The organism is Kitasatospora sp. NPDC034533 (assembly GCF_055575155.1).
This window is the reverse complement of record NZ_JBVITE010000073.1, coordinates 1-11,647: the sequence shown is the minus strand read 5'-3', so window position 1 is coordinate 11,647 and position 11,647 is coordinate 1. Positions and strand designations below refer to the sequence as shown.

General features: G+C 72.9%; 8 protein-coding genes, 1 pseudogene and 1 riboswitch. Of the genes and pseudogenes, 1 reads left to right on the top strand and 8 read right to left on the bottom strand.

Features of this window, described 5'->3' with window-relative positions; all coding sequences use genetic code 11:
* Positions 1-72 precede the first annotated feature (72 nt).
* The 6 genes from ACZ55U_RS33640 to ACZ55U_RS33615 all read right to left on the bottom strand — a co-directional run bounded on the left by ACZ55U_RS33640 (position 73) and on the right by ACZ55U_RS33615 (position 7,255).
* The gene (locus tag ACZ55U_RS33640) at positions 73-636 is read right to left on the bottom strand and encodes an EF-hand domain-containing protein (protein ID WP_465532379.1); all 564 of its coding nucleotides are present in this window, start codon (positions 634-636) and stop codon (positions 73-75) included.
* 131 nt (positions 637-767) lie between these two features.
* The gene (locus ACZ55U_RS33635; protein ID WP_465532377.1) at positions 768-1,178 is read right to left on the bottom strand and encodes a cytidine deaminase family protein; all 411 of its coding nucleotides are present in this window, start codon (positions 1,176-1,178) and stop codon (positions 768-770) included.
* A 184-nt stretch (positions 1,179-1,362) separates the two neighbouring features.
* The gene (locus ACZ55U_RS33630; protein ID WP_465532375.1) at positions 1,363-3,189 is read right to left on the bottom strand and encodes a dipeptide ABC transporter ATP-binding protein; all 1,827 of its coding nucleotides are present in this window, start codon (positions 3,187-3,189) and stop codon (positions 1,363-1,365) included.
* Between the two features lie 13 nt (positions 3,190-3,202).
* A complete protein-coding gene (locus tag ACZ55U_RS33625; protein ID WP_465532373.1) occupies positions 3,203-4,195 on the bottom strand; it encodes an ABC transporter permease in 993 nt (330 codons plus the stop codon).
* A gap of 211 nt (positions 4,196-4,406) precedes the next feature.
* A complete protein-coding gene (locus tag ACZ55U_RS33620) occupies positions 4,407-6,164 on the bottom strand; it encodes an ABC transporter substrate-binding protein (protein ID WP_465532371.1) in 1,758 nt (585 codons plus the stop codon).
* 92 nt (positions 6,165-6,256) lie between these two features.
* Complete coding sequence (locus tag ACZ55U_RS33615; RefSeq protein WP_465532369.1) at positions 6,257-7,255, bottom strand: ABC transporter permease; 999 nt, start codon at positions 7,253-7,255, stop codon at positions 6,257-6,259.
* Between the two features lie 304 nt (positions 7,256-7,559).
* Positions 7,560-7,655: riboswitch (ZMP/ZTP riboswitch) on the top strand.
* A gap of 19 nt (positions 7,656-7,674) precedes the next feature.
* Here ACZ55U_RS33615 and ACZ55U_RS33610 point away from each other — a divergent pair.
* A complete protein-coding gene (locus tag ACZ55U_RS33610) occupies positions 7,675-9,135 on the top strand; it encodes a glycine hydroxymethyltransferase (RefSeq protein WP_465532367.1) in 1,461 nt (486 codons plus the stop codon).
* A gap of 136 nt (positions 9,136-9,271) precedes the next feature.
* Here the strand turns inward: ACZ55U_RS33610 and ACZ55U_RS33605 are convergent, their stop codons facing one another.
* Positions 9,272-10,699, bottom strand: coding sequence for an aldehyde dehydrogenase family protein (locus ACZ55U_RS33605; RefSeq protein WP_465532365.1), 1,428 nt, complete (start codon positions 10,697-10,699; stop codon positions 9,272-9,274).
* Between the two features lie 113 nt (positions 10,700-10,812).
* Positions 10,813-11,330: pseudogene (locus tag ACZ55U_RS33600) on the bottom strand (DUF6624 domain-containing protein).
* Between the last annotated feature and the right edge of the window lie 317 nt (positions 11,331-11,647).

Sequence of the window (11,647 nt, the reverse complement as noted above, 5' to 3'; positions counted from 1 at the left end):
CGGACACACCCGGAGGCGCCGGAGGCACGCGAGACACCGGACGTGCACCGGGCGGAGCCCCGGGCCCGCGCCTCAGAACGTGTGCGGCGGCTTGCCCGTCCACCAGCTGCCGGGCGCGTCCGGATCGCGGCTGGTCCAGTACTCGATGATCGCGTCGGTGAACTCGCGGGCCGAGAGCGTGCCGTCGCCGTCGGTGTCGAGGTGGCGGAAGGCCTCGTCGGCGTCGTCACGGGAGAGGCCCGCGAAGTGGCCGCGCTGGAAGACGAAGAACTCGCCGGCGTCCACCGTCCCGCTGTGGTCGGTGTCGGCGATGGTGAGGAAGGCCTCGGCGAGCGCGCCGAGGATCTCGCGCGCCGCCTCCGGGTCGTCGGCGAGTGCCCCGGTCGAGGCGACGAACTGTTCACGGGTGATCGCCTCGGTGTCGGCGGGCAGCCGGGCGAGGTGCAGGTCGTGCCAGAGCGTCAGGTACGCGCGGACGATCACGGCCTCCGGCTCCGAGCCCTCCTGGTGACCGAGCGAGCGGGCCACCGACTGGCCCATCAGGACGTGGTCCCGCTCGGTGAGCAGGCCGTCGCCGTCGGCGTCGAGGTGGTCGAAGCCGTGGTTGATCTTTGCGATGAGCAGGTCGTCCGACAATGTGTCCCCTCGGCTGGCAAGGTATGGGTCCCCTACATCACATCGCCAGCACGCTAACGCCTTGAGCCGCGCTTGCGCAGCCGAACGAAGCGCGAACGGCGGTGTCGGCCGATCGGGTCGCCCTCCCCGGTTCACTCGTCCTGGTGATCGGCCCAGACGTACGCCTCCGGCAGCAGGTCCAGCACCGGCACGGTGCGCAGTTCCCTCCCCTTCGCCACGATGATCCGCAGCTGCGGGAAGTAGTCCAGCAGCGCCTGCCGACACCGTCCGCAGGGCGGGATCACCCCCCGCTCCCGGTCGCCGACCGCCACCACGGTGGTGAGGTCGTACGCCCCCTGTCCGGCCGCCGCGCCGATGAGCACCAGCTCGGCGCAGGGGCCGCCGGTGAAGTGGTAGGCGTTCAGCGCGGTGACGATCCGCCCGTCGGCGTTGCGGCCGGCCGCCGCCACGGTGTGGTTGTCCCCCCGGGCGTACCGCCGGGCCACCTCCAGGGCCGCCTCGACGAGCTCCTCGTCCACGGCCGGCCGGTCGTTGGTCGACATCTCCACTGCACCTCTCCGATCGGACCTGTCAGGGTTCGATCATGAGCCGCGGCCCCGTGCTCGCGCCAACCCTTTACACCGCACCGCCGCACCCCCGCACCACCAGACCGCCAGACCGCCGCACCAAGCCGCACCACGCCGCCCCCGTCACCCGCCCAGCCCAGCCCAGCCCCGCTCACCCGCCTCAGTGCACCGCGGCCAGCAGCTCCCTCGTGTACTCGGTGTGCGGCGCCTCGAACAGCCGGTCCCGGTCGGTGGACTCGACCAGCCGGCCCCGGTGCATCACCGCCACCCGGTCGCAGAAGTGCCGCACCACCGCGAGGTCGTGCGAGACGAACAGGAAGGCCACGTCGAGCCGTTCGCGCAGCTCCATCAGCAGGTTGAGCACCTGTGCCTGCACCGAGACGTCCAGTGCCGAGACCGGCTCGTCGGCGATGATCAGGCGCGGCTGCGGGGCCAGCGCCCGGGCGATGCCGATCCGCTGGCGCTGCCCGCCGGAGAACTCGTGCGGGTAGCGGTCCAGGTGCCCGGCCGTCAGCCCGACCTGTTCCAGCAACTCCGCTGAGCGGTCCCGCCGTTCGGCCGGGCCCAGCGGGGTGTGCAGCCGCAGCGGGGTGTCCAGGGTCTGGGCGATGGTGCGGCGCGGGTTGAGCGAGGCGTACGGGTCCTGGAAGACCAGCTGGATCTCCCGGCTGAGCCGCTTGCGCAGCTCCCGGTCCGGCCGGGTGGCGTCCTGCCCGTCGTACAACACCCGTCCACCGGTGGGGCGTTGCAGTCCGGCGAGGACCCGCGAGGTGGTGGACTTGCCCGAGCCGGACTCGCCGACCAGCCCGAGTGTCTCGCCGGGCGCGATCCGCAGCCCGACGCCGTCGACCGCCCGGACCGGTTCGGCCCGCAGCCCGGGAAAGCGCCGCCGTCCGGGGAAGTGCACGCAGAGGTCGTCCACCTCGACCAGCCACCGCCCGGGTCGCCCGGGCTGCCCGGCCCGCTCGACGGACTGCTCGACAGCCCGCTCGACAGTCCGCTCGACGGAGCGCGGCCGGAAGGTCCGCGACGGCGCGGGGTCGTCGACCGTTGGCAGGGCGGTGCCCGGGACGGAGTCCAGTCGCAGTGCCGCGCCCACCAGCGCCCGGGTGTACGGCTCGCGCGGCGCGGCCAGCAGCTCGGCGGTCGGGGCGGATTCGACCTCGACCCCGCCGCGCAGCACCAGCGTGCGGTCCGTCGTCCCGGCGACCACCCCCAGGTCATGGCTGACCAGCAGGACCGCCGTGCCGTGCTCGCGCTGCAACTCACCGAGCAGATCGAGGACTTGGCGCTGAACCCGGGCGTCCAGGGCGGTGGTCGGCTCGTCCGCGATGAGCACCCGGGGGTCGTTCATCAGCGCCATCGCGATCATCACCCGCTGGCGCATGCCGCCGGAGAACTGGTGCGGGTAGTCGCGGGTCCGGTCCGCCGGGATGCCGACCCGGTCGAGCAGTTCGGCCGCCCGACGGGCCGCCTCGCCGCGGCCCGCGCCCGGGTGGTGCAGCCGGTACATCTCGGCGAGTTGGGCGCCCACGCCGTGGAAGGGGCTGAGCGAGGTGAGCGCGTCCTGGAAGACCAGTGCGGCCTCGCCGCCCCGCACACCGCGCAGCAGGGACTCCTCGGCGCCGACCAACTCCCGGCCGCCCAGCCGGATCGAGCCGGTGACGGTGGTGGTCCGCGGGTCGTGGAGCCCGAGGACGGCGAGCCCGACGGTCGACTTGCCCGAGCCCGACTCGCCGACCAGGCCCAGGACTTCACCCGGTGCGAGGTCGAAGGAGAGCCCCCGGACGGCGGTCACCGGCGCGCCGCCGCGAGGATCGGCGAAGGTGACGGTCAGGTCGCGGACGCTCAGCACTGGCTCGGCGGCGCTCCCGCCGGCCCCGGGCGTGGCGCCATCGACGCCGTGCGTGGTGCCATCGACGCCGTGCCTGGTGTCGCCGACCCCGGGCGTGGTGCCGTCGCCGGCACCCGGAACAGTGGACTTCATCGAAACGCTCCCCTCAGCTCAGCCGGACACGCGGGTCGAGCCAGGCCACCGCGAGGTCGGCCAGCGCGACGAACAGCACCACGAAGCAGGCGGCCAGCAGCACCGCGCCGACCACGGCGGGCAGGTCCTGCCCGCCGACGGCCTCCGCGGCGAACCGCCCGACCCCGTTCAGCCCGAACACCGTCTCGGTGATCACGGCCCCGCCGAGCAGCGCCCCGGCCTCCAGCCCGATCAGCTGCACCAGCGGACCGGCGGCGCCGCGCGAGGTGTACTTGAGGTGGGCGCGCAACCGTCCCAGCCCCTTGCCGCGGGCGGTCCGGACGTACTCCTCGTTCATCGTCTCCAGCAGCTGGGAGCGCGAAAGCCGGGCGAACACCGCCGAGTTGACGAAGCCGAGGACGAACCAGGGGAGCAGCATCCCGCCCGCCCAGGCGGCCAGGTCCTCGGCCGGGGAGGTGTAGGAGGGAAGCGGCAGCAGCCCGGTGGAGTACACCAGCAGCCACTGGGCCACGTACCCGAGGAAGTAGATCTGCACGCTGGCGCCGACCAGGGTGAAGGCGGACAGCAGCCGGTCGGTGCGCCGCCCGTGCCGCAGCGCGGAGACGAACCCGGTGCCGAGGCCGAACACCAGCAGGACGGCGAGCGCCCCGGCGGTCAGCGACAGGGTGACCGGCAGGTGGTCCGCCAGGGCCTCGCTGACCGGCTGGTGCAGCCGGTAGGAGTAGCCGAGGCAGGGCGCGTCGCAGTGGATGGTCGAGCCGTCCACGTCGCCGATGTCCCGCCCGGCGACGACTCCGGCCAGGTAGTCGGTGTACTGGGTGAGCAGCGGCTGGTCCAGGCCCATGCTCTGGCGCACCGCCGCGACCTGCCCGCTGTCGCAGCGCGGGCCGCAGGCGGCGCGGGCCGGGTCGGCCGGCGCGGCGTAGAAGAGGGCGAAGGCGGCGGCGGAGACCGCGACCAGGACCGCGAGGGCCTGGGCGGTCCGCCGCAGGACGAAGGAGAGCATGGCCGATCCGGGGTCGACGTGACGGGGAGGCGGAGAAGACGGGGAGACGGGGCGGGGCCGGGGAAGGCGGGGAAGACGGCGGAAGGGGCCCGCTCCTCGTTCCGACCGTTCCGACCGTTCCGGTCGTTTCCGGTCGTCCGCCGTTCGGGCGGAGAACGGGCACAGAACGGGCATGGAACGGGCACAGAACGCGAGGAGCGGGCCCCTTCACTCAGGACTTCAGGTACAGCCAGGCCAGCGACACGGTCCCGTAGATCGGGTGGATGAACGCCCCGCCGACGTTGCTGCCGCGCAGCTGGTTGACCGTCGGGTAGGCGTACGGCAGCACCGGCACGTCCTTCATCACGGTCTGCTCCAGCGCGTACAGCTCCTTGGCCTTGGCGCGCGGCTCGCCGATCTGGTTGATCCGGTCGATCTCCTTGTCGACCTCGGGGTTGCGGTAGCGCGCGGAGTTGATGTCGCTGCCGGCCCGGCCGTCGAAGGAGAACGGGATCAGGGTGGACGGGGTCGGCCAGTCGACCGAGCTGGTCTCCTCGAACAGGTCGTACGGGGAGTCCGCGCGGTGCACCTCGTCCAGGTAGGCCTTGGGGTCGATCGGCTTGGGCACGACGGTGATGCCCGCCTTGCCGAAGCCCTCGACCAGCACCTGCGCCACGCGCTGCCCGGTCGGCGTGTTCTTGTACCCGTACGTCAGGCCGGCCGGGGCCTGCTTGGCCTTGGCCAGCGCGGCCTTGGCGGCCTCCGGGTCGCCCTCGGGCTTGACCGGGTAGAGGTCGTACTTCTGGTAGTCGAGCAGGGCGGGCGAGCTGAGCGTGGTGGCCAGCTCGCCGGTCCGGGCGCCGCCCTGGACCTGGCGGGCCTGCTGGCGCGGGTAGGCCAGGTGCAGCGCCTTGCGGACCTCGACGTCCGGCACCCGCTCGTTGTTGATCATCAGCTGGGTGACGAAGGCGCCCTGCCGGCCGGAGACCACCAGCTCCTTCGCCTTCGGGTCGGTCTCGGTGGTCTGGTACAGCTCGGCGGAGAGGGTGTCGGCGGCGGTGGTGGCGTTGGCGCCGCCGTCCCGGCCGGAGAGGATCTCCTGGTTGAGGTTGAGCGCCTCCTTGCCGTACGTGAAGACGAACTTCTCCGGGTACTGGTTGCGGATCGGGTCGGTCTCGGGCTTCCAGGCGGGGTTGCGCTCCAGCACCATGCGGGTGTTCTGGACGTGCTCGACGATCCGGTACGGGCCGGTCGCGAACGGCAGGCGGTCGTACTCCGTGCCGGTGTCCTTGTCGCGGCGCACCGGCGAGGAGGAGGACTGGGCGGCCATGTACGGGACGTCGGCCTGCGGCTGCGGGAAGTGGAAGACGATGGTGCGCTCGTCCGGCGTCTCGATCGCGTCCAGGTCGCCGGCCTGCGGGCCCGCGTACTTGGCGCGCGCGGCCTCGTAGTCGCTCTCGCCGGTGAGCCACTGCGGCCAGTACGGGGGGCCGACCTCGTAGCCCTTGCCGAAGGTGCGCTCGATGCCGTACTTGACGTCCTGGGAGGTGATCGGCTGCCCGTCCTCCCAGGCGACGCCCTGCTTGAGCCGGTACGTCCAGGTGCGCCCGCCGTCCGCCGGGGTACCGGTGTCGGTGGCCAGGTCACCGACCAGCTTGGCCTTGCCGTCCACGACCTGGTACTGGGTCAGCTGGCGGCCCCAGAGCAGCGAGGCGTTGTAGGTGGCGCCCGCGTAGACCTTCTGCGGGTCGAGGTGGCGGAACTCGACGCTGTTGTACACGTTCACCGTGCCGCCCGCCCGGGCGCCGGGGACGGCCGGGGCCGGCCCGGCGCTCTCCTGCTCGGTGCCGAGGGCGGCGGTCAGCGGGGAGGTCTCCCTGGCGGAGGCGCCGGCGCCCCCGGAGCCGGCGGTGGAGCCCGCACCGGCCGAGCAGGAGGTCGCCAGCAGGGCGGTGGCGATGACGGCGAGGGACGGTCTGGTCCAGCGCATGGCGAATCTCTCCTTGTCCCGGCGGACCGTTCCGGCGGATCGCGCCGGACGGGCTCGGGGTGATGGATGGGGATGGGAGGAGGCGGAACGGTTCAGCGGGCGGTGCCGGTGCGCGGGTCCAGCGCGTCCCGGACGGCGTCGCCGAGCAGGTTGAAGGCGATGACGAACAGCAGCAGCGCCACCCCCGGGAACACCATGTAGGTGGGGTCGGCCCGGAAGACCTCGGAACCGCGCGAGATCATCCGCCCCCAGTCCGGGACGGGCTCGGTGATGCCGACGCCGAGGAAGGACAGCGCGGCCTCGGAGGCGACGAAGGTCGGCACCGCCATGGTGGCGTGCACCAGCAGCTGCGAGCGCACGTTCGGCAGGAGTTCGCGGACGACGACGTGGAACCGGCTCGCGCCCTGGGCCCGAGCGGACTGCACGAAATCCCTTTCCCGGAGCGAGCGGACGGTGGCCCGCAGGGAAAGCGCCAGCGGAATCCAGCCGAACGCGGAGAAAACCAGGATCAGCACCAGGAACTGAATCCATTCCGGTTCCGCGGTGCCCGGATCGACCAGCCGGGACTGGATCACCGGGCTGAGCGCGAGCAGCAGGAGCAGGGTCGGAAAGGCCAGCAGCACATTGGCGAGGAATCCGAACAGCCGGTCCGTCACCCCGCCGAGGTACCCGACCGCGACGCCGGCCAGCACGCCCAGGGCGGTGGTCACCGCCGCGGCCGCGAAGGCGATCAGCAGCGAGGTGCGGATGCCGTACAGTAGCTGGGTGAACACGTCCCGGCCGAGGCCGGGCTCCAGGCCGAACCAGAAGTCGCCGGAGATCCCGCCGTTCGGCAGCATCGGCAGGCCGTTGTCGCTGAGCAGGCCCGGGATGTTCTGGCCGTAGTGGTCGACCGGGTTCTTCCCGTACAGGGCGGCGACCAGCGGGGCGCCGAGGGCGAGCAGCAGGAAGAGCACCACCACGGTGAGGGCGGCGGCGCCGACCCGGTCGCGCAGGACGCGGCGGAGCGGGTTCGAGGTGGCGGCGGGCGGGGGCCCGGCCGTGGGCGAGGGCCCGGCCGCAGGGACTGGGACGGTGTCGGCCACTGCCATGAGGCGTAACTCCCGAATTCTTCGCCGCCCCATGGATGAGGGTGCGCGGGTGTGCATTTCCGGTGCGTCCACCGGGGGTTTCCCGGCGGCCGTTCGAGTGCCATTGGATCGGATGCGTCCGAGGTTCCGCAAATCACCTCCGAGGGGTCTTCCCAGAATTCCCGCCGAACTGTTTCGGGAAATGTGGCGGCTTCATTTCGCTGAAACACCGGCGTTGCAAAAGAACGGACATACGAGCACATACCGGACCAGGCGTCCCGCATTCTGAGACCTCCGCCACAGTCCTTCCGGTATTGGTACGATCCGGGTGGGCCGTGACTGGCGCGCAGGGATGGAATCAACCATCGGGAAGCGGCCCCGTGGACCTCACGCGAACTTGCCGAGCGCCTGGGCCCCGTCATCCCCACCAGGAGACCGTCTTGGCCCAGCAGCAGCCCCACACCGCCGCCTCCGTCGCGGCCGACACCGCCTTCCGCAGCGCCCTCGACGTGGTCGCCGGCGTCGAACCGCGGATCGCCGACGCCATCGGCCGGGAACTGGCCGACCAGCGCGCCTCGCTCAAGCTGATCGCCAGCGAGAACTACGCCTCCCCGGCCGTGCTGCTCACCATGGGCAACTGGCTCAGCGACAAGTACGCCGAGGGCACCGTCGGGCGCCGCTTCTACGCGGGCTGCCGCAACGTCGACACCGTCGAGAGCATCGCCGCCGAGCACGCCCGCGAACTGTTCGGCGCCGACCACGCCTACGTCCAGCCGCACTCCGGCATCGACGCCAACCTCACCGCCTTCTGGGCCGTCCTCTCCCAGCGGGTCGAGAGCCCGGCCCTGGAGCGCGCCGCCGTGCGCAACGTCAACGACCTCAGGGAGCAGGACTGGGCGCGGCTGCGCCAGGAGCTCGGCAACCAGCGCATGCTCGGCATGTCCCTGGACACCGGCGGTCACCTCACCCACGGCTTCCGGCCCAACATCTCGGGCAAGATGTTCGACCAGCGCAGCTACGGCACCGACCCGGCCACCGGCCTGATCGACTACGACGCGCTGCGCGAGAGCGCCCGGGAGTTCCGCCCGCTGATCATCGTGGCGGGCTACTCCGCGTACCCGCGGCTGGTGGACTTCCGCAGGATGCGCGAGATCGCGGACGAGGTCGGCGCGACCCTCATGGTCGACATGGCGCACTTCGCCGGCCTGGTGGCGGGCAAGGTGCTGACGGGTGACCACGACCCGGTCCCGCACGCCCACATCGTCACCACCACCACCCACAAGTCCCTGCGCGGCCCGCGCGGCGGCATGGTGCTGTGCGAGTCCGAGCTGGCCGAGCACGTCGACCGGGGCTGCCCGCTGGTGCTCGGCGGCCCGCTCTCGCACGTGATGGCGGCCAAGGCGGTCGCCCTCGCGGAGGCCCGCCGCCCCGAGTTCCAGGCCTACGCGCGCGCCGTCGTCGCCAACGCCCAGGCCCTCGCCGAGGGACTGCTGCGCCGCGGCGGCAAGCTGGTGACCGGCGGCACCGACAACCACCTGGTCCTCGCCGACGTCTCCGGCTACGGCCTGACCGGCCGCCAGGCCGAGGCGGCCCTGCTGGACTCGGGCATCGTCACCAACCGCAACTCCGTCCCGCAGGACCCGAACGGCGCCTGGTACACCTCGGGCGTCCGCCTCGGCACTCCGGCCCTCACCACCCGCGGCCTCGGCACCGCCGAGATGGACGAGATCGCCGACCTGATCCACACCGTCCTGAGCGCCGCCACTCCCACCACCGGCGCGGCCGGCGCCCCGTCCAAGGCCTCCTACGCCCTGGACACCGCCCTCCGCGACGCCATCGCCAAGCGCGCCGCCGACCTGCTCACCCCCTACCCGCTCTACCCGGGCGTCGACCTGGCCTGACCGCAGGCGGCGGACGGACAGCGGACAGCGGACGAACGACAGCGAACAGATGACAGATTTCGAAATCTGTCATCTGTTCGCTGTCATCTGTTCGCCGACGCCCGGCCACCCCCACCCAGCGCCACCCCGGTACCGCCTAGTACTGCAACGACTTGTACTGGAGGAACTCCTCCAGCCCGTGCCGGCCCAGCTCCCGGCCGAGGCCCGAGTTCTTGTAGCCGCCGAAGGGCGCGAGCGGGTTGAAGCGGCCGCCGTTGAGGTCCACCTGGCCGGTGTCGAGGCGGCGGGCGAAGGCGGCGGCCGCCTCGGTGTCGCGGGCCCAGACGCCACCGGCCAGGCCGTACGCGGTGCCGTTGGCGAGCTCGGCGGCGTGGTCCTCGTCCCGGTAGCGGAGGATCGCCAGGACGGGGCCGAAGACCTCCTCCTGCGCCACCGTCATCTCCGGGGTCACGTCGGCCAGCACCGTCGGGCGGACGTAGTAGCCGGTGGGCAGCCCGTCGACCGGCTCCGAGCCGCCGACGACCAGCCGGGCGCCCTCGGCCAGCGCGCCGTCGATGTAGCCGCGCACCCGGGCCAGCTGCCCGGCGTTGACCAGCGGGCCGATCCGGGTCTGCGGGTCGGTCGGGTCGCCCGGGAGGTACCGGGCGGCGGCCTGCCCGGCCAGGGCGACCGCCTCCTCGTACTGGTCCTCGTGCACCAGCAGCCGGGTCAGCGCGCTGCAGGTCTGGCCCGAGTTGGCGAAGACGTTGGCGACGTTCGCCTTGACCGCCCGGGCCAGGTCGGCGCCGGGCAGCACCACGTTGGCCGACTTGCCGCCCAGCTCCAGGGAGACCCGCTTGAGCCCCCGGCCCGCCGTCTCGGCGACCTGCCGGCCGACGGCGGTCGAGCCGGTGAACGAGACCACGTCCACCTCCCGGTGCCCCACGAGCGCCGCGCCCGCCACCGCGCCGGTGCCGGTCACCAGGTTGAAGACGCCCGCCGGGAACCCCGCCTCGTCCACCAGCCGGGCGAACAGCCGGGCCACCAGCGGGGTGTCCTCGGCCGGCTTGAGGACGACCGGGCAACCGGCCGCCAGCGCCGGGACGACCTTGGCGACGATCTGGTGCAGCGGGTAGTTCCACGGCGTGATCGCCGCGACCACCCCGGCGGGCTCGGCGTGCACCACCGAGTTGCCGATCCGCTCCTCGAAGGCGTGATCGGCGAGCAGCGTCACGTAGGAGCCGGCCACGGCCAGCGGCAGCCCGGCGTGCACGGCCCCGGCGAAGCCGACCGGCGAGCCCAGTTCGGCGACGACCGTCTCGGTGATCTCGTTCTGCGCGGCGGCGATCCCGTCCCGCAGCCGGGTCAGCGGCTCCAGCCGCTCCTCGCGGGTGGTCGCGCCCCAACCGCGGGCCGACCGGCGCGCCGCCGTCACCGCCGCGTCGACATCGGTCGTGCCACCGGCCGGCACCGTGGCGAGCACCTGCTCGGTCGCCGGGTTCAGCACGGTGATCGAGCCGGTGTCCCCGGAGGTCCGCCACTCGCCGCCGATGTACTGGTCGCTGTACTCCGCGTACTGCCGCACTGATCGTCCTTTCATCCGCTCAGCCGCCCCGACCGGCAGCGCCGGCCGGAGGCCAGTCAATGCGGCGCGGGCGGCCGCGCGCAAGAGTCAAGCCGGACCGGCGGACCTGCCGGTTACTTCGGGGCGAACCGCGCGGTGTACTCGTCGAACGGCTCGATGCCGACCTCCGCGCGCCGCTCGTCCAGCCGCTCCGGCTCCTGGCACGGCCACGGCACCGGGCGGTCGTCCACCACCGCGCCGATCTGCGTGCCGTAGCGCTGCTCCCGGCCCTCGTTGACCGCCAGCCGGTCCTGGAGGAAGGCCAGGTCACGGGCGCTCGCCTCGCCCCGGGCGACGGCCCCGGCCATCAGCTCCGCCGCCCGCCGCTGCACGTCGAGCCGGCGGTCCGCTGCACGTCGAGCCGGCGGTCCGCGTGCTGCGCCACCAGCCAGGCGGCCCGGGCGGCCTCGGGGCCGACGGTGCGCTCGCTCGGCCAGCCGTGCTCCGCCATGATCTCCGCGAGCCGGTCCCCGTGCCGGGCGGTCAGCCGCCGCCAAGCCGCCTGCTCGGCCAGGTCGGGGCTGTTCGCCAGCCGGGCGCTCGCACCGTCCTCGGCCATCATCCCCACCAGCTCCCGGGCCAGTTCCCCCATGGGTGCGTCCAGCCGCCGTTCCCGCGTCATGCCGATCCGATCCTCGCGTCCGGGCCCTCCTGCCGAGGGCCGCCCGCCACCACGCTAGGCGGGGAATCCGCGACGAAGATCATCCCCGGAGAGGGTGACCCGGGGCGGCCGGCCACGGCAGAATGGATCCACACCGGGAGCGCGGCACACCACCCGCCCGTCCCCGCGAACGCCGAAGGGCCGGTCGGAGGTGCTTGGGTTCTAGGAGTCGTTGCAACACCCCAGTTCAGGGGATGCATTGGACTTCGAGATTCGCAAGGTCCGGACGGCGCAGGGGCCTGTGAAGC

Coding starts and splice junctions, on each gene's coding strand:
- ACZ55U_RS33630 (WP_465532375.1), bottom strand. CDS start 3,189: ATGAAGTCCACTGTTCCGGGTGCCGGCGACGGCACCACGCCCGGGGTC.
- ACZ55U_RS33620 (WP_465532371.1), bottom strand. CDS start 6,164: ATGCGCTGGACCAGACCGTCCCTCGCCGTCATCGCCACCGCCCTGCTG.
- ACZ55U_RS33615 (WP_465532369.1), bottom strand. CDS start 7,255: ATGGCAGTGGCCGACACCGTCCCAGTCCCTGCGGCCGGGCCCTCGCCC.
- ACZ55U_RS33635 (WP_465532377.1), bottom strand. CDS start 1,178: ATGTCGACCAACGACCGGCCGGCCGTGGACGAGGAGCTCGTCGAGGCG.
- ACZ55U_RS33625 (WP_465532373.1), bottom strand. CDS start 4,195: ATGCTCTCCTTCGTCCTGCGGCGGACCGCCCAGGCCCTCGCGGTCCTG.